24 protein-coding genes are annotated in these 15599 nt (G+C 66.5%); 21 read left to right on the forward strand and 3 right to left on the reverse strand.

The features are described from left to right. Positions 1-205 (forward strand): DUF6280 family protein (locus tag ENN83_RS02805; RefSeq protein ID WP_287183839.1); only part of this gene is annotated, 205 nt, incomplete at its 5' end. Positions 206-317: 112 nt separating this feature from the next. Here ENN83_RS02805 and ENN83_RS02810 read toward each other — a convergent pair. The 3 genes from ENN83_RS02810 to ENN83_RS02820 form a co-directional block, all read right to left on the reverse strand. Continuing rightward, complete coding sequence (locus tag ENN83_RS02810) at positions 318-695, reverse strand: hypothetical protein (protein ID WP_287183842.1); 378 nt, start codon at positions 693-695, stop codon at positions 318-320. Positions 696-970: 275 nt separating this feature from the next. Beyond that, positions 971-2350: a TolC family outer membrane protein gene (locus ENN83_RS02815; protein WP_287183845.1), complete on the reverse strand. Its 1380-nt coding sequence runs from the start codon at positions 2348-2350 to the stop codon at positions 971-973. 74 nt (positions 2351-2424) lie between these two features. Continuing rightward, on the reverse strand, positions 2425-3078 hold the full coding sequence (locus ENN83_RS02820; RefSeq protein ID WP_287183848.1) for a protein-L-isoaspartate O-methyltransferase family protein: 654 nt from the start codon (positions 3076-3078) through the stop codon (positions 2425-2427). A gap of 394 nt (positions 3079-3472) precedes the next feature. Between ENN83_RS02820 and ENN83_RS02825 the strand changes: the two genes are divergently transcribed. The 20 genes from ENN83_RS02825 (at position 3473) to ENN83_RS02920 (ending at position 15390) form a co-directional block, all read left to right on the forward strand. Further along, positions 3473-3787, forward strand: coding sequence for a hypothetical protein (locus ENN83_RS02825; protein WP_287183851.1), 315 nt, complete (start codon positions 3473-3475; stop codon positions 3785-3787). Beyond that, the gene (locus tag ENN83_RS02830; protein ID WP_287183854.1) at positions 3784-4413 is read left to right on the forward strand and encodes a methyltransferase domain-containing protein; all 630 of its coding nucleotides are present in this window, start codon (positions 3784-3786) and stop codon (positions 4411-4413) included. The genes ENN83_RS02825 and ENN83_RS02830 overlap by 4 nt, the downstream gene beginning before the upstream one ends. A 268-nt stretch (positions 4414-4681) precedes the next feature. Further along, complete coding sequence (locus ENN83_RS02835) at positions 4682-4987, forward strand: hypothetical protein (protein ID WP_287183857.1); 306 nt, start codon at positions 4682-4684, stop codon at positions 4985-4987. Between the two features lie 342 nt (positions 4988-5329). After that, positions 5330-6838, forward strand: coding sequence for a SulP family inorganic anion transporter (locus tag ENN83_RS02840; protein WP_287183859.1), 1509 nt, complete (start codon positions 5330-5332; stop codon positions 6836-6838). Positions 6839-6848: 10 nt separating this feature from the next. After that, the gene (locus ENN83_RS02845; protein ID WP_287183863.1) at positions 6849-7703 is read left to right on the forward strand and encodes a universal stress protein; all 855 of its coding nucleotides are present in this window, start codon (positions 6849-6851) and stop codon (positions 7701-7703) included. Between the two features lie 5 nt (positions 7704-7708). Continuing rightward, complete coding sequence (locus tag ENN83_RS02850; RefSeq protein WP_287183867.1) at positions 7709-8059, forward strand: TraR/DksA family transcriptional regulator; 351 nt, start codon at positions 7709-7711, stop codon at positions 8057-8059. A gap of 169 nt (positions 8060-8228) precedes the next feature. Further along, positions 8229-8429 (forward strand): 50S ribosomal protein L29, encoded by a 201-nt coding sequence (gene rpmC / locus ENN83_RS02855; protein WP_287183870.1) that lies wholly within the window; start codon positions 8229-8231, stop codon positions 8427-8429. A gap of 12 nt (positions 8430-8441) precedes the next feature. Then, positions 8442-8675, forward strand: a complete 234-nt coding sequence (gene rpsQ, locus ENN83_RS02860; protein WP_287183873.1) for a 30S ribosomal protein S17 — start codon at positions 8442-8444, stop codon at positions 8673-8675. Between the two features lie 69 nt (positions 8676-8744). Further along, entirely contained in the window at positions 8745-9113 is a 369-nt protein-coding gene (gene rplN, locus ENN83_RS02865) for a 50S ribosomal protein L14 (RefSeq protein ID WP_068344865.1), read from the forward strand. Then, complete coding sequence (gene rplX / locus ENN83_RS02870; protein ID WP_287183878.1) at positions 9113-9424, forward strand: 50S ribosomal protein L24; 312 nt, start codon at positions 9113-9115, stop codon at positions 9422-9424. The genes rplN and rplX overlap by 1 nt, the downstream gene beginning before the upstream one ends. Beyond that, positions 9417-9980 carry a 50S ribosomal protein L5 gene (gene rplE, locus ENN83_RS02875; RefSeq protein WP_287183881.1) on the forward strand — a complete coding sequence of 188 codons (564 nt, stop codon included), beginning with the start codon at positions 9417-9419 and terminating at the stop codon, positions 9978-9980. Before rplX ends, rplE begins: the two co-directional genes overlap by 8 nt. A gap of 20 nt (positions 9981-10000) precedes the next feature. Further along, entirely contained in the window at positions 10001-10306 is a 306-nt protein-coding gene (gene rpsN, locus ENN83_RS02880; RefSeq protein ID WP_287183883.1) for a 30S ribosomal protein S14, read from the forward strand. Between the two features lie 12 nt (positions 10307-10318). Continuing rightward, the gene (gene rpsH / locus ENN83_RS02885; protein ID WP_207894009.1) at positions 10319-10717 is read left to right on the forward strand and encodes a 30S ribosomal protein S8; all 399 of its coding nucleotides are present in this window, start codon (positions 10319-10321) and stop codon (positions 10715-10717) included. 11 nt (positions 10718-10728) lie between these two features. Next, a complete protein-coding gene (gene rplF / locus ENN83_RS02890) occupies positions 10729-11262 on the forward strand; it encodes a 50S ribosomal protein L6 (RefSeq protein WP_287183889.1) in 534 nt (177 codons plus the stop codon). A gap of 11 nt (positions 11263-11273) precedes the next feature. Next, positions 11274-11633, forward strand: a complete 360-nt coding sequence (gene rplR / locus ENN83_RS02895) for a 50S ribosomal protein L18 (RefSeq protein WP_287183891.1) — start codon at positions 11274-11276, stop codon at positions 11631-11633. A gap of 11 nt (positions 11634-11644) precedes the next feature. After that, the gene (gene rpsE / locus ENN83_RS02900; RefSeq protein WP_287183894.1) at positions 11645-12208 is read left to right on the forward strand and encodes a 30S ribosomal protein S5; all 564 of its coding nucleotides are present in this window, start codon (positions 11645-11647) and stop codon (positions 12206-12208) included. A gap of 12 nt (positions 12209-12220) precedes the next feature. Continuing rightward, on the forward strand, positions 12221-12412 hold the full coding sequence (gene rpmD, locus ENN83_RS02905; protein ID WP_132545871.1) for a 50S ribosomal protein L30: 192 nt from the start codon (positions 12221-12223) through the stop codon (positions 12410-12412). A gap of 393 nt (positions 12413-12805) precedes the next feature. Beyond that, positions 12806-13282: a 50S ribosomal protein L15 gene (gene rplO, locus ENN83_RS02910; protein ID WP_287183898.1), complete on the forward strand. Its 477-nt coding sequence runs from the start codon at positions 12806-12808 to the stop codon at positions 13280-13282. A 108-nt stretch (positions 13283-13390) separates the two neighbouring features. Then, on the forward strand, positions 13391-14749 hold the full coding sequence (gene secY / locus ENN83_RS02915; RefSeq protein WP_287183901.1) for a preprotein translocase subunit SecY: 1359 nt from the start codon (positions 13391-13393) through the stop codon (positions 14747-14749). Beyond that, positions 14746-15390 (forward strand): adenylate kinase, encoded by a 645-nt coding sequence (locus ENN83_RS02920; protein ID WP_287183904.1) that lies wholly within the window; start codon positions 14746-14748, stop codon positions 15388-15390. Before secY ends, ENN83_RS02920 begins: the two co-directional genes overlap by 4 nt. Positions 15391-15599: the final 209 nt, after the last annotated feature.

Below are 15599 nucleotides of genomic sequence, written 5' to 3' on the forward strand. Positions count from 1 at the left end.
GAAATACGGGAACGGACCCGAGCAGATCGCCCGCTGGGCGCGCTCGCGCGATGGGCGCGAGGTGCTGTCCTGCGCCGGGATCGACCCGAACGAGCGCGTCGTCACCGGACTGATGGAATTCGTAGCCCGCGGCGTGCGCACATCGGTCGCGTTGTCGCGCGAGGAAAGCGAACGCCGCCAGGCCCGGGAGGCCGAAGCGGCCTGATCCTCGTCCCGGTCACGCCAAGGCGCGCCCTTCGGGGCGCGTTTCGCGTTTTGCGGGATTGCGTCTTCGTCGCCCAGCAGGGATCGCCACCGGGGCGCCGCCCCTCCCCGCGCTAGTCCATTTCGCGCGTGGTCAGCGCGCGGTTGATCTCGCGCCGCACAAGCTTGCGCAGGTTCTTCGTCATTCGTTCGCCCAGATCGCCCTGAAGCTCCTGCCGGATGATTGTGGCCACCAGCTTGCGCAACGCCTCGTCGTCCTGAACCGCCAGCGGACCGGACGCCCCCGCCACGGGGTCGCGCGACGATGCCGTCTCGGCGGCCCTGCCCTCATGCGGCACGGGGGCAGCGGCGGGTCTGGACCAGCCGGTGGCCGCCGCAAGCGTCTCGGTCCCGTCAGGTTCCCATTCGTCGTCGCAGCCGGCAAAGGCCGCTTCCAGCTCGGCGATCCTCTGTTCGAGGCTCGACGCCTCCGCGAATTCGGGCTGCTGCATGGGGAGGCTCGGCGGCGCCTTGTCGCGAACGGGCACAGGCGGTGTCTCTGCCGGCCCACCCTCCGTTCCGACCCGCAATGCAGGCGTCAGGATCAGCCGTCCCGGTGCGCCGGGCCCTGCCGACGCCTCGTCGCCGACGCTCCGGCGGATCGACGAGATCATCTCGTCGTCGCGAGGGGGGACGCTTTCCGGCATGGATCCAGCGCAGACCTTGTTTGCCAACTTACCCCGAAACGTAGCGGGATGGTGGCCCCCAGACAATGCCTGCGGACCGGTCAGTTACGCCCGAGTCTTTCCAGAACCTTGTCGAGCTGCTTGCCCTGGATGCTCTTGGCGGGCGCGTTCGAGACCGCGTTGTAATAGGCGCGCGGATCGTAGGTCGGAATGCCCAGATCCAGATGCTGGGCCGTCAGGAGGCCCATCGCGGACAGCACCCGGTAGATCGCGACATACTGGTTCGCCTCGGCCTGCACCCGGGCGGTGCGGGCATCCAGAAGCTCCTGCTCGGCATCGAGCACGTCGAGCGTTGTGCGCGCGCCCAGCCGCGCTTCCTCGCGGGTGCCCTCGAAGGCAAGCTTTGCGGCGGCGATCTGCTCTTCGGTCGCGGTAAGCTGCGCGCGGGCAACGGCGAGGCTGGACCAGGCGTTGCCGACCCGCTCCTCGACCAGCCTCACGGCCTGCAACAGCCCCGCGCGCGCCTGCTCGACCCCGGCGCGGGCCTGACGCTCGGCGGCGTAAAGCCCGCCGCCCTGATAAATCGTCTGGTTCAGCGACAGCCCGACCGAACCGTATTTGCCGCCATCGTCCTCGGCCACCACCCCGGCGCTCGCCGAAATGCTGGGCCGCATCGCCGCCTTGGCCCGACCGAGGTTCAACTCGGCCACGGTGACGTTGTGCTGGGCCTGCACGATTTCGGGATGGGTCTTGACCGCGATCGCACGGGCCGCATCCGAGTTCTGGGGCAGCGCCGGAAAACGCGGAATGCCGCTGAGCGCGCCGGGATAGCGGCCGATGGCAAGCTTGTAGGCTTCGCGCGCGATGGCAAGGTTGCCCTGCGCCGACACGAGGTTCGAGCGCGAGGCCGCCAGCCGCGACTGGGCCAGCGAAACGTCTGTGCGGGTCACCTCGCCGACCTCGAAGCGGTCCTCGGTGGCGCGCAATTGCTGCGAGATGAGCCGCACATTGTTCTCGGCGAGGGTCACGTTCTGGACCGCCGAGAAGACATCCATATAGGCCTGCACGGCCGCCAGCAGCACGTTCTGCTCGACCCCCAGAAGCGCCGCGCGGGTGGCCAGGACCGATTCCCGCGCCGCGTCGATCGCCAGCCGGTTGTTGCCGCCGTCGTAAAGCGTAAGCCGCGCGGTCAGTTCGGCCTGCGCGCTGGAGGAATACCGCCCCTGGGTCGGGCTGCGGGTGTTGCCGTCCTGGTAGCGGCCGTTGATCGCGAAGTCGATGATCGGCCGCAGCGCCGCCACGGCGCGGGCGACATCCTCGTCGGCGGCACGCAGCACCGCGCGGTTCTGCTCCAGCAGATGCGAATTCTTGTAGGCGTCGATCAGCGCGTCGGTCAGCGTCTCGGCGCGCGCGGATGCCCCCCCGACAACCAGCGCCGCCGACAGGGCCGCGCCACCCAGCACTTTCAGGAAACTGCTCATGTCTGCCTCGCTCTTTGTTGTCCGCAGCCTCTTGTTCTGTCCCGGGCGCGGCGGTGATGAACGGCCCCTGCCCGCTAGAACTGGAATTGCGGCGAGCGCGCGAAACCCGGAAGGACCGGCGCACCGGCATTGAAGAGAAAGCGCCAACTGACCGCCCCACCGACCTTGCGGCCGATACGCGCGACGCCCAGTCTGCCCTCGACGAAGATCGCCACGATCCGCCCGCCCTCCTTGAGCTGGTCGAGGATCGCCTCGGGCAGATGCTCGATCCCGCCCTCGATCACGATCGCGTCATAGGGGCCGTGGCGCGGCGCGCCCTCGGCCAGCGCGGCGCGCTCGACGGCGACATTGTCCACGCCCTGCTCGGCCAGCAGCGTCTCGGCCTCCCGGGCCATCGCCGCATCCTCCTCGACCGCGATCACCGCATCGGCCATCCGGGCGATCACGGCGGCCGAATAGCCAAGCCCGCAGCCCAGATCCAGCACCAGATCGCCGGGCCCCGGGGCGACCGCCTCGAGCATCTTGGCGAAGCTGCGCGCCTCCAGCACGGTGCGGCCGGGCGCGAGGGGCAGGTTTTCTCCGATATAGGCCGCGCCGCGAAGCCCCGCGGGCACGAATTCCTCGCGCGGAACCGCAAGAAGCGCCTCGATGATCGGCAGGCGCGTCACGTCCGAGGGCCGGACCTGGGTATCGACCATTGCCTCGCGAAGGGCGTCGTAATCGGGCATGCGGCTGAAGTCTCCGGATCGAAATTGGTCTGAAAAAAGGTGATGCCACATATCCCCGGCTCCGGCAATGCCCGGGGAAGCCGGCATCGCTGCACTGTGGCAGGCTGGCCCGGTCCGCCGCTGCGCGCGCCGCCCATGTTGCGCGCCCTGTTCATGGCAACCGCCCCGATGCGCAATCGGCGCGTCGGGGACGCAAGCGATTGCGGTCGGCGGCGCCCGGGTTTCCGGGCGAACCGGCCGTTACCGGGCCATTCGGAAAATGCCGCCGGGACCACCGGGCCGGTTGCGGGCGGCGATGCCATGGGGCATCTGTTCGGGGAACGCGACCACGCCCCGCCGTCGGTCGGCGCCCTGGTGTCGAATTGTGGGAAATGATGCTGGACAGGTTGTCCCGATGACGCGCCGGTTCACCGCCTCCGAGGCCGCGCGCGGCAACGGCGGGGCCGGGATGGCCGAGCATTTTCACCGCCCGGCGCAGGAATTCGACCGCTTGCGCGCGCCGGTCCGCCCCGGCGGATGGCCGGCCTTCCGGACCTGCTTCCGGACCGGGGAGTCACGGTTCGTCGACCGGCATTTCCGCAAGGATCCGACCCATCTCCTGTTCGACCGGGCCAGGACCTTCCGGTTTCCGGCAGGGGACCGGGGCCGGGCCCGCGAGCTGCCGGTCAGGGACGTGGCGCTGCTGCGCCTCCCGGAGACGGGCGCATGACAAGCTGGCTGCACGAGGAGCGGCTGCAGGCGGTGCAAGCGGTCCTGCGGGACAGCGGTGCGGCCCGGGTGGTCGATCTCGGCTGCGGTGATGGCGACCTGTTCGTGCGGCTGGCCGCAGAGCCCGGCCTCACGGAACTCGTCGGCGTCGATATCTGCCCCAGCGCGCTGGCGCGGTTGCGCGGACGGCTGGACGCGCTCGGCCCCCTCCCCCCCCGGATCGACCTGCGCGAAGCCTCGATGACCGATCCCACACCCGATCTGGCCGGGTTCGATTGCGCCATTCTCGTCGAGACGATCGAGCATATCGACCCAGGCCGCCTGTCGCAGCTGGAACGCGCCCTGTTCCTAGGAATGCGCCCGCGCATGATCGTGATCACGACGCCCAATGCCGAGTTCAACCCGCTGCTCGGCGTGCCGCCGCACCGGATGCGCCATCCCGGTCACCGGTTCGAATGGCCCCGGGCGAAATTCCGGCAATGGTGCGGGCGCGTGGCCGGGGCCGCGGGCTACGCGGTCGCGTTCCACGACATCGCGGGCCAGCATCCCGACCTCGGCGGCGCCAGCCAGATGGCCGTCTTCGACAGGCCCGGGGCGGCCAGCATCGAGACCCGCAAGCCGGGATGATCCGCCGCCCCTGCCGGCAACGCCTCGCCGGGGCCGCCACCGCACGACGCCGCGCGCCAATCATCCGCGCCATGGCTGGACGGGCGCGCAACGGTGGACAAACCCGCTCGGAATTCCTATGTCTTTCGGGAAGGCGGGCCCGATGCACGTTTCGGCGGTCCGGCCATTCGGTCGCATTAATCATAAATCAAGAAAGTTCCGGCATACCGCCCGCAACGGACGTGGCAGGCGGCCGCGACCCCCATGGCTTGAAGACAAAGGATACCAGGTGACACTCAAGATCGATATTCAGGAAAGAGAGAACGAACTCGTCGGCAAGGGCACGATCGACGGAATCGTGCCGTTCTATTTCAAGGATCAGGGACATCGCTGGATGGTCCGGATCGGTCCGGAATGGATCCTGAAGCAGAACGAGGCGTCGGTCGAACCCTCGCCCTCCCCCGCAACCGCGCGCAGCAAGATGTACTGGGCCATCGCCCAGTACCGCAACCACGCCCGGGATCATTCGCTCGGCTCGGCTCGGCCTGAGCCGGGCGGTGCAGGTCGCATGGCGGGCGATGCGGCCGGGGCATGACCGCATGGCTTCCCTGCCGCCCTGACGTAACCGGAAACGGATCCTGTCGCGTCGGGCAGACCGGAAAGCGGGCCAGGCGGCGCGCCTGACAAGCGGTCTTGCTTGGCCTGACCCGGCCCTTCTCGGCCCGGTCCCGCCTGACCGGCCCGCAGGCTGCCCGCCGCATCGCCGGCCGACTTCGCAGGCAGGCCCCGCTGCGCGGGCTTGTCCGTTTGCATTTCGCAGGGATCCCTTTATTCAGCGCCCGAACCGCAACTTGTCGGCGCCTCGCTGAATGGTGCCTCCGGGTGAAAACCCTCCGGAAGACCGAAAATCCAGACCGCGGCGCATCGCAGCGCAGCGATGAAAAGGAATCGAGTTGAGCATGATCAAATCGCTTACGACTATCGCGACCAGTGGATCGGCGATGTCCGAGGCGACATCCTGGCCGGGCTTGTCGTGGCGCTGGCGCTGATCCCCGAGGCGATCGCGTTCTCGATCATCGCGGGCGTCGATCCCAAGGTGGGGCTTTACGCGTCGTTCTCGATCGCGGTGATCGTGGCGATCACCGGCGGGCGTCCGGGCATGATATCGGCAGCGACGGCGGCGACCGCGGTGCTGATGGTGACGCTGGTCAAGGAACACGGTCTGGAATACCTGCTGGCCGCGACCGTGCTGGCGGGTCTGATCCAGATCGGCGCGGGGCTGGCCAAGCTGGGCTATCTGATGCGGTTCGTCTCGCGATCCGTCATCACCGGCTTCGTCAACGCGCTGGCGATCCTGATCTTCCTCGCGCAGATCCCGGAACTGACCGGTGTGACCTGGGTGACCTACGCGCTGGTCGCGGTTGGCCTTGCGATCATCTATCTCTTCCCGATGCTGACAACCGCGATCCCCTCTCCTCTTGTCACCATCGTGGTGCTGACGGTTGCTGCGGCGCTGCTGGGGCTGGATGTGCGCACCGTGGGCGACGTGGGCGACCTGCCCGACGCGCTGCCGGTCTTCCTGATCCCCGACATCCCGCTGAACCTGGAGACCCTGCAGATCATCCTGCCCTATTCGCTGGCGGTGGCGGTGGTGGGCCTGCTGGAAAGCCTGATGACCCAGACCATTGTCGACGACCTGACCGACACGCCCAGCAACCGCAACCAGGAGTGCATCGGCCAGGGCGTGGCCAATACCGCGACCGGGTTCATCGGCGGGATCGCGGGTTGCGCGATGATCGGCCAGTCCATCATCAACGTGAAATCCGGCGGGCGCGGACGGCTGTCGACCTGCGCCTCTGGCGTGTTCCTGCTGTTCATGATCGTGGCGCTCGGCGATCTGGTGACGCAGATCCCGATGGCGGCGCTGGTGGCGATCATGATCATGGTCTCGATCGGAACCTTTTCGTGGTCGTCGATCCGGAACCTGCGCGAGCATCCGCGCTCGTCCTCGATCGTGATGCTGGCGACCGTGTTCTTCGTGGTCTACACCCACAACCTGGCGATCGGGGTTCTGGTCGGCGTGCTGCTGTCGGGCATCTTCTTCGCGGGCAAGATTGCGCAGCTCTTCGCGGTGCGCTCCGAGATCTCCGAAGACGGCCGCACCCGGACCTATATGGTCGAAGGCCAGCTGTTCTTCGCCTCGGCCGAGGATTTCATGAAGGCCTTCGACTTCAAGGAGGCCCTGGAACACGTCACCATCGACGTCAGCCGCGCGCATATCTGGGACGTTTCGTCCGTTGCAGCGCTGGACATGGCCGTGCTCAAGTTCCGCCGCGAGGGCGCGACGGTCGAGATCGTGGGGCTGAACAAGGCCTCCGAGACCATCGTCGACCGGCTGGCTGTGCATGACAAGCCGGGCGCGATGGACGACCTGATGGGACATTGAGGGGGTAAGGATGTCTGGAATACTGATGGCACTGGTAGATGGCTCGGCCTATTCCGAAAGCGTCTGCCACCACGCCGCCTGGATCGCGGGCCGCACCGGGGCGCAGGTCAAGCTCTACCATGTGATCGACCCGCGCCGCGCGCGGGGGCAGCGCGACCTGTCCGGCTCGATCCGGCTGGGCGCGCGCTCGAAATTGATGGAACAGCTCAGCGCGCTGGATGAACAGCATGCCAGGCTCGCCCAGGCGCAGGGCCGCGCGATCCTGGAGGACGCGAAGGCGCTGATCGAGGCCGAGGGGGTCGCGAACGTGATCACGCGGCTGCGCCACGACGACATCGTGGCCACCGTCGAGGCCAAGGAAGGCGTAGCCGACATGATCCTGATCGGCAAGCGTGGCGAGGCGGCGGGGCTGGACAGCCCACATCTGGGCTCGAATTTCGAACGCATCGTGCGCGCCAGCCACAAGCCGGTCTTCGTCGCCAATCGTGCCTTCAGGCCGATCAACCGTGTGCTGATCGCCTATGACGGCGGCGTATCCGCGATGAAGGCGGTCGACTACGTCGCCCGCGATCCGCTGTTTGCCGGGCTCGAGGTCATCGTCGCCAGCGCCGGGTCCGACAATGCCGAACTGCGCGGTGCGCTGGACAATGCGCGGGCCACGCTGAAGGCCGGTGGCCACGAGGCCGAGACGCGCATTCTGAAGGGCCAGCCCGAAAAGGCGCTGGGCGATCTGGCAGAGAGCGGCGGGATCGACCTTATGGTGATGGGCGCCTATGGCCATTCGCGCATCCGCACCCTGGTCATCGGATCGACCACCACCGCGATGATCCGCACCTGCAAATGCCCCGTCGTGCTGATGCGGTGAACCGAATGACCGACATGCCCGACCCGGACGCGCTGAAGGCGCTGTTCCTGCCGCGCCTGCGCGCCGAGCTCGACGCCCTTCGGTCGGCCTCGGCAAGCACCGCCGCCGATCGCAGGCCCGTGGAACTGGACCAGCAGAGCGTCGGACGGCTCAGCCGCATGGACGCCATTCAGCAACAGGCGATGGCCGCGGCCCAGGATGCCCGCCGCCACGCCCGCGGCCGGGCGCTGGAAGCCGCGATCCGGCGGATCGGGAACGGCGAGTTCGGCTGGTGCGCCGATTGCGGCGATTTCATCGGCCTGCCGCGCCTCGATCTCGATCCCACGATGACCAGATGCGCCGACTGCGCCCGCTGAGGCGCGCCGCGATCGGGCGCCACCGTCCCTTGCGAAAGGATCGCGCCCCGAGACTTTCGGCTTGCCTCGCCATCGCATCTCCCCTATAGGCGACGCTTCTATGTGAACTCCACCGAATCCCGGGTGACCCAAGAGGGGCCCTTCGGTGATGTTGAAAGGAACAAGGCGCATGAACGCCAGCGAACTTCGGGACAAGACCCCCGACCAGCTCCGCGATCAGCTTGTGGCCCTGAAGAAGGAGGCGTTCAACCTCCGCTTCCAGCAGGCCACCGGCGCGATGGAGAACACCGCCCGTGTCCGGCAGATCCGGCGCAATGTCGCCCGGATCAAGACCGTTCTGAACGAAAAAGCCCGCGCGGCGGCCGAGTAAGGAGCCAGACAGATGCCCAAACGTATCCTGCAAGGCACCGTGACCTCGGACAAGAACGACCAGACCGTGACGGTCCTGGTCGAGCGTCGCTTCAAGCACCCCGTGCTGCAGAAGACGATCCGCAAGACCAAGAAATACCGGGCCCATGACGAAGCCAACACCTTCAAGGTTGGCGATATCGTACGCATCCAGGAATGCGCGCCCAAGTCCAAGACGAAACGCTGGGAGGTGGTGGCGCAGGTCTGACCTGATCCCCACAGCCCGGTTTGAACGAAACCCTGGGGCAAGACGTCCCCAAAGGTCGGGAGAAACCAAATGATCCAGATGCAGACCAATCTGGATGTCGCTGACAACTCCGGCGCACGCCGGGTTCAGTGCATCAAGGTCCTCGGCGGGTCCAAGCGGAAATATGCCAGCGTCGGCGACATCATCGTGGTGTCGGTGAAAGAGGCGATCCCGCGCGGCCGCGTCAAGAAGGGCGATGTCCGCAAGGCCGTCGTCGTGCGCACCGCCAAGGAAGTGCGCCGCGAGGACGGCACCGCGATCCGCTTCGATCGCAACGCCGCCGTGATCCTCAACAACAATCTCGAGCCCGTCGGCACCCGCATCTTCGGGCCGGTGGTGCGCGAGCTTCGGGCGAAGAACTTCATGAAGATCATCTCGCTCGCCCCGGAGGTGCTGTGATGGCTGCCAAGCTCAAGAAGGGCGATAAGGTGATCGTGCTGACCGGCAAGGACAAGGGCCGCGAGGGCGTGATCACGTCCGTCGATCCCAAGGCCGGCAAGGCCGTGGTAGACGGCATCAACATGGCCATCCGCCACCAGAAGCTGACCCAGACCACCCAGGCCGGCCGCATCTCCAAGGCGATGCCGATCGACCTTTCGAACCTTGCCATCATCGACAAGAATGGCAAGCCCACCCGCGTCGGCTTCAAGATCGAGGACGGCAAGAAGGTGCGCTATGCCAAGACCACGGGGGACGTGATCGATGCTTGATGCCGCCACCTATACCCCGCGCCTGAAATCGGTCTACCGCGAGACGATCAAGGCTGCGCTCAAGGAAGAGTTCGGCTACAGGAACGACATGATGATCCCGCGGCTCGACAAGATCGTGCTGAACATCGGCTGCGGCGCCGAGGCGGTCCGCGACTCCAAGAAGGCCAAGTCGGCCCGGGAGGATCTGACCCGCATCGCCGGTCAGAAGGCCGTCATCACCAAGGCCAAGAAGTCGATCGCCGGCTTCCGCGTCCGCGAGGACATGCCGCTCGGCGCCAAGGTCACGCTGCGCGGCGACCGCATGTACGAATTCCTCGACCGCCTCATCACCATCGCCATGCCCCGGGTCCGCGACTTCCGCGGCGTTCCCGGCAAGTCCTTCGACGGGCGCGGCAATTACGCGATGGGTCTGAAAGAGCACATCGTCTTCCCCGAGATCGACTATGACAAGGTCGACGAGGTCTGGGGGATGGACATCGTCATCGCCACCACCGCGAAAACCGACGCGGAAGCGAAGGCGCTGTTGAAGCATTTCAACATGCCGTTCAACAGCTGATCGCGGGAGGAACAGGACCAATGGCCAAGAAATCCATGATCGAACGCGAACTCAAGCGCCAGCGCCTGGTCAAGCAATATGCTGCCAAGCGCGCCCGCCTGAAGGAAATCGCAAAAAACGAGGAACTTCCGATGGAAGAGCGGTTCAAGGCGCGGCTCAAGCTCGCCAAGCTGCCGCGCAACTCCTCGGCAACGCGGCTGCACAACCGCTGTCAGCTCACCGGGCGTCCGCACGCCTATTACCGCAAGCTCAAGGTCTCGCGGATCATGCTTCGGGAACTCGGCTCTCAGGGCCAGATCCCCGGCATGGTGAAGTCGAGCTGGTAAGGAGGGGAAGAAATGTCCGTGAACGATCCTCTCGGCGATATGCTGACCCGCATCCGCAACGCGCAGATGCGCGGCAAGTCCACCGTCCGCACCCCGGCCTCCAAACTGCGCGCCTGGGTGCTGGATGTGCTGACCGACGAAGGTTACATCCGCGGCTACGAGAAGGTGGACGGCCCCAACGGCCTGCCCGAACTTGAAGTCAGCCTGAAATACTTCGAAGGCCAGCCCGTGATCCGCGAACTCAAGCGCGTGTCGAAACCCGGCCGCCGCGTCTACATGGGCGTTGGCGAACTGCCGCAGGTGCGTCAGGGCCTGGGCGTGTCCATCGTCTCGACCTCTCGGGGCGTGATGTCGGATGCGGCCGCGCGCTCGGCGAATGTCGGCGGCGAAGTGCTCTGCACCGTGTTCTAAGGAGGAAGGCAATGTCTCGTATTGGCAAAAGACCGGTCGAGCTGCCGTCGGGTGTGACCGCATCCGTCTCCGGCCAGACCGTCGAAGTGAAGGGGCCCAAGGGCACCCGTAGCTTCACCGCGACCGATGATGTCACCATCGCGGTCGAGGGCAATTCCGTCTCCGTCACCCCCCGGGGCAGCTCCAAGCGGGCGCGCCAGCAATGGGGGATGTCGCGCACCATGGTCGCGAATCTCGTGCAGGGCGTGACCCAGGGCTTCAAGCGCGAGCTCGAAATCCAGGGCGTCGGCTACCGCGCCCAGAGCCAGGGCAACATGCTGAAGCTGAACCTCGGCTACAGCCATGACGTGAATTTCGAGGTCCCGCAGGGCGTCACCGTGACGACGCCCAAGCAGACCGAGATCGTCGTCGAGGGCATCGACCAGCAACAGGTCGGCCAGGTGGCAGCGAACATTCGCGAATGGCGCGGTCCCGAGCCCTACAAGGGCAAGGGCATCCGCTACAAGGGCGAATTCATCTTCCGCAAGGAAGGCAAGAAGAAGTAAGGGCGCGACAGATGGCAAACAGCAAACGGGACCTGTTCCAGAAACGCCGCCTGCGCGTGCGGAACAAGCTGCGCAAGATGAGCGACGGGCGCCTGCGCCTGTCGGTCTTCCGCAGCAACAAGAACATCAGCGTTCAGCTGATCGACGATGTCGCCGGCGTGACGCTGGCCGCCGCTTCCAGCCTGGAAAAGGATCTGGGCGTGGTCGGCAAGAACAATGTCGAGGCGGCCGCCAAGGTCGGCGCGGCGATCGCCGAGCGGGCCAGAAAGGCCGGGGTCGAGGAATGCTATTTCGACCGCGGCGGCTATCTCTATCACGGGCGCGTCAAGGCGCTGGCCGATGCCGCCCGTGAGGGCGGGCTGAAGTTCTGAGGAGACGAGACATGGCAGAACGTGAACACCGCCGGGACCGCCGCGACCGCGACGAGACCCCGGAATTCGCCGATCGTCTCGTGGCGATCAACCGGGTCTCCAAGACCGTGAAGGGCGGCAAGCGCTTCGGCTTTGCAGCCCTCGTGGTGGTGGGCGACCAGAAGGGCCGCGTGGGCTTCGGCAAGGGCAAGGCCAAGGAAGTGCCCGAGGCGATCCGCAAGGCCACCGAACAGGCCAAGCGGTCCATGATGCGCGTGCCGCTCCGCGAGGGCCGCACCCTGCACCACGACATGGAAGGCCGCCACGGCGCCGGCCGCGTCGTGATGCGCTCGGCCCCGCAAGGGACCGGGATCATCGCGGGCGGCCCGATGCGCGCGGTGTTCGAGATGCTGGGGGTGCAGGACGTGGTGGCGAAATCCATCGGTTCGCAGAACCCCTACAACATGATCCGCGCGACGCTCGACGGGCTGCGCAAGGAAAGCTCGCCCCGTCAGGTGGCGCAGCGCCGCGGCAAGAAGGTGGCCGACATCCTGAAACGGGATGACGCGCCGGCCGAAGCCGTCGCCGAAGCGTAAGGAGGCGATCCCATGACCAAGAAAACCATCGTGGTCAAGCAGATCGGCTCGCCGATCCGCCGCCCCGCCGTCCAGCGCCAGATCCTCATCGGCCTGGGCCTGAACAAGATGCACCGCACCCGCGAACTCGAGGACACCCCCTCGATCCGCGGCATGGTCGCCAAGATCCCGCATCTCGTCGAGATCGTCGAGGAACGCGGCTGAGCGGGCGGTGGGTTGACACCCACCCTACGGATCGGAAAGCGCCCCGCATCACTTGGGGCGCTTTTCTCTTTTTCGCGCTTTTCGCGGGGCAGATTCCCCCCTCGGCGCGCTGCCGTTGCGGCCCGCGGAACTGGCGGTCCATCGCCGGGCGATCGGCCCACCGGAGCGCAAGCGAGACCCGTCCCGCTCGCATCTCCCCGCGCCAGCGTCCCGCCCGACCGAAGACAATGCACCCTGCCGGACACGCGTCCCGATGCCGCGCGCAAAGGCTTGCATGGGCGCGGAGTCCCGTCTATACGCCCCCGGTGGCCCCCACGGGCCGCATCTCACATCCAGCTAACGCCGTGGCCGCCCAATTCGCTTCGGGGGCGCGTCCGGCTCAGGAGAAGCGACATGAAACTCAATGAACTGCGCGACAACCCCGGCGCCGCGAAAAAGGCCAAGCGGGTCGGCCGGGGGCCGGGCTCGGGCAAGGGCAAGACCGCCGGGCGCGGCATCAAGGGCCAGAAATCGCGCTCGGGCGTCTCGATCAACGCCTTCGAGGGCGGCCAGATGCCGCTCTACCAGCGCCTGCCCAAGCGCGGCTTCACCAAGCCGAACCGCAAGTCCTATGCGGTGGTCAATCTCGGCCTGATCCAGAAATTCGTCGATGCGGGCAAGCTCGACGGCACCGCGCCCATCACCGAGGATGCGCTGGTGGCTTCGGGTCTGGTGCGCCGCAAGCTTGACGGCGTCCGCGTGCTCGCCAAGGGCGAGGTGACCGGCAAGCTGACGCTCGACGTGACCGGCGCCTCGCGCGCGGCTGTCGAGGCCGTCGAAAAGGCCGGCGGCACGCTCAGGACCTCCGCCCCGGCCGAGGCGACCGAATAAGTGGTTGTTCGCGGGCTCCGGGCCGATTACATCCTGACCTAGTTTTCCATTGCGCCGCCGGAGCCGGAAGACGGTTTCGGCGGCTTTGTCCTTGAACAGAGGCTCAGCATGGCATCTGCAGCAGAGCAAATGGCCGCGAACATGAGCTGGGGGGCCTTCGGCAAGGCCACCGAGCTGCGCCAGCGCATCTTCTACACCCTCGGTCTTCTGATCGTCTATCGCCTGGGCACCTATATCCCGGTGCCCGGCATCGACGGGGTCGAGTTGCGCAACTTCATGGACCAGGCCGCGGCCGGTCTGGGGGGCATCCTGTCGATGTTCACCGGCGGCGCGCTGGGGCGGATGGGCATCTTCGCCCTCGGCATCATGCCCTATATCTCGGCCTCGATCATCGTGCAGCTTCTGGCCGCGATGGTGCCCCAGCTCGAACAGCTCAAGAAAGAGGGCGAGCAGGGCCGCAAGAAGCTGAACCAGTATACCCGCTACGGCACGGTGTTCCTCGCGACCTTCCAGGCCTATGGCCTTGCCGTCAGCCTCGAGGCCGGGGGGCTTGCCTCCGATCCGGGCTGGTTCTTCCGCGCGGGCACGGTCATCACGCTGGTCGGCGGCACCATGTTCCTGATGTGGCTGGGCGAACAGATCACCGCGCGCGGCGTCGGTAACGGCATCTCGCTGATCATCTTCGTCGGCATCATCGCGGAAATCCCCGCCGCTCTTGCGCAGTTCTTCAGCCAGGGCCGCTCCGGCGCGCTCTCGCCCGCGGTCATCATCGGCGTGATCGTGATGGTCGTGGTCACGATCGCCTTCGTGGTGTTCATGGAACGGGCCTTGCGAAAGATCCACATCCAGTATCCGCGCCGCCAGGTGGGGATGAAGGTCTATGACGGCGGCTCCTCGCACCTGCCGGTCAAGGTGAACCCGGCGGGCGTGATCCCGGCGATCTTCGCCTCGTCGCTGCTGCTGCTGCCGACGACGGTGGCGACCTTCTCGCACAACCAGGCAGGGCCGGTGATGACGGCGCTGCTGGCCTATTTCGGTCCCGGCCAGCCTCTCTACCTCGCCTTCTTCTCGGGCATGATCATCTTCTTCACCTATTTCTACACGTTGAACGTGGCCTTCAAGACCGAGGACGTGGCCGAGAATCTCAAGAACCAGAACGGCTTCGTTCCGGGGATCCGGCCGGGCAAGCGCACGCAGGAATATCTCGACTATGTCGTGACCCGCATCCTGGTGCTCGGCTCGGGCTATCTGGCGCTGGTCTGCATGCTGCCCGAGGTGTTGCGCGCCCAGCTTGCCATCCCGTTCTATTTCGGCGGCACATCGGTCCTGATCGTCGTCTCGGTGACGATGGACACGATCCAGCAGGTCCAGTCCCATCTTCTGGCGCACCAGTACGAGGGCCTGATCGAGAAATCGCAACTCAGACGCAAGCGCAAAGGCGCAAGAAAAGGGACAGCGCGCAGATGAACATCATCCTGTTGGGCCCCCCGGGGGCCGGGAAGGGCACGCAAGCCCGCCGGCTCGTGGAGGAACGGGGCATGACCCAGCTTTCCACCGGCGACATGCTGCGCGAGGCGCGCAGCTCGGGCACCGAGATGGGGAAAAGGGTGGCGGCGGTCATGGATCGCGGCGAACTGGTGACCGACGAGATCGTGATCGGCCTGATCGCCGAAAAGCTCGCCTCGGGCGGCGGCGGGTTCATCTTCGACGGCTTCCCCCGCACGCTGGCCCAGGCCGATGCGCTGGGCGCCCTGCTCGACAACATGGGCCAGCGGCTCGATGCCGTGATCGAGATGCGCGTCGATGACGAGGCGCTGGTGGCGCGGATCACCGCGCGCTCGACCTGCGCGAACTGCGGCGAGGTCTATAACGACATCAGCCGCCCGATTCCGGCCGATGGCAGATGCGTCAAATGCGGCGCGACCGAGTTCACCCGCCGCGCCGACGACAATGCCGACAGCCTGCGCCAGCGGCTGATGGAATATTACAAGAAGACCTCGCCGCTGATCGGCTATTACCACGCCAAGGGTCAGCTTTCCGTCGTCGACGGGCTGGGCGAGATCGACGCCGTGTCGGCCGAGATCAAGGCGGTGCTTGACAAGGCGTGATACTCCCCCTTGACGAGAAACGGGATTCGCCCTAGGCACGGCGTCTCGATCATGAATCGACCTTTTGTCGCACAAGGCGTGCGCCACGGCGGCAACGGGCAGAGCGGCCCGAAGGCAGGATGCTTTCGGGCCTCAGTTGTGAAAAAAGGTTCCGGGATTACGGAACCGCAACCGAAGGAACATACGTTTGGCACGTATCGCTGGCGTCA

It is taken from the genome of Rhodovulum sp., from assembly GCF_011048875.1.
GTDB lineage: Bacteria > Pseudomonadota > Alphaproteobacteria > Rhodobacterales > Rhodobacteraceae > Rhodovulum > Rhodovulum tesquicola.

Coding starts and splice junctions, on each gene's coding strand:
- ENN83_RS02810 (WP_287183842.1), bottom strand. CDS start 695: ATGCAGCAGCCCGAATTCGCGGAGGCGTCGAGCCTCGAACAGAGGATC.
- ENN83_RS02815 (WP_287183845.1), bottom strand. CDS start 2,350: ATGAGCAGTTTCCTGAAAGTGCTGGGTGGCGCGGCCCTGTCGGCGGCG.
- ENN83_RS02820 (WP_287183848.1), bottom strand. CDS start 3,078: ATGCCCGATTACGACGCCCTTCGCGAGGCAATGGTCGATACCCAGGTC.
- ENN83_RS02825 (WP_287183851.1), top strand. CDS start 3,473: ATGACGCGCCGGTTCACCGCCTCCGAGGCCGCGCGCGGCAACGGCGGG.
- ENN83_RS02830 (WP_287183854.1), top strand. CDS start 3,784: ATGACAAGCTGGCTGCACGAGGAGCGGCTGCAGGCGGTGCAAGCGGTC.
- ENN83_RS02840 (WP_287183859.1), top strand. CDS start 5,330: ATGAAAAGGAATCGAGTTGAGCATGATCAAATCGCTTACGACTATCGC.
- ENN83_RS02845 (WP_287183863.1), top strand. CDS start 6,849: ATGTCTGGAATACTGATGGCACTGGTAGATGGCTCGGCCTATTCCGAA.
- ENN83_RS02850 (WP_287183867.1), top strand. CDS start 7,709: ATGACCGACATGCCCGACCCGGACGCGCTGAAGGCGCTGTTCCTGCCG.
- rpmC (WP_287183870.1), top strand. CDS start 8,229: ATGAACGCCAGCGAACTTCGGGACAAGACCCCCGACCAGCTCCGCGAT.
- rpsQ (WP_287183873.1), top strand. CDS start 8,442: ATGCCCAAACGTATCCTGCAAGGCACCGTGACCTCGGACAAGAACGAC.
- rplN (WP_068344865.1), top strand. CDS start 8,745: ATGATCCAGATGCAGACCAATCTGGATGTCGCTGACAACTCCGGCGCA.
- rplX (WP_287183878.1), top strand. CDS start 9,113: ATGGCTGCCAAGCTCAAGAAGGGCGATAAGGTGATCGTGCTGACCGGC.
- rplE (WP_287183881.1), top strand. CDS start 9,417: ATGCTTGATGCCGCCACCTATACCCCGCGCCTGAAATCGGTCTACCGC.
- rpsN (WP_287183883.1), top strand. CDS start 10,001: ATGGCCAAGAAATCCATGATCGAACGCGAACTCAAGCGCCAGCGCCTG.
- rpsH (WP_207894009.1), top strand. CDS start 10,319: ATGTCCGTGAACGATCCTCTCGGCGATATGCTGACCCGCATCCGCAAC.
- rplF (WP_287183889.1), top strand. CDS start 10,729: ATGTCTCGTATTGGCAAAAGACCGGTCGAGCTGCCGTCGGGTGTGACC.
- rplR (WP_287183891.1), top strand. CDS start 11,274: ATGGCAAACAGCAAACGGGACCTGTTCCAGAAACGCCGCCTGCGCGTG.
- rpsE (WP_287183894.1), top strand. CDS start 11,645: ATGGCAGAACGTGAACACCGCCGGGACCGCCGCGACCGCGACGAGACC.
- rpmD (WP_132545871.1), top strand. CDS start 12,221: ATGACCAAGAAAACCATCGTGGTCAAGCAGATCGGCTCGCCGATCCGC.
- rplO (WP_287183898.1), top strand. CDS start 12,806: ATGAAACTCAATGAACTGCGCGACAACCCCGGCGCCGCGAAAAAGGCC.
- secY (WP_287183901.1), top strand. CDS start 13,391: ATGGCATCTGCAGCAGAGCAAATGGCCGCGAACATGAGCTGGGGGGCC.
- ENN83_RS02920 (WP_287183904.1), top strand. CDS start 14,746: ATGAACATCATCCTGTTGGGCCCCCCGGGGGCCGGGAAGGGCACGCAA.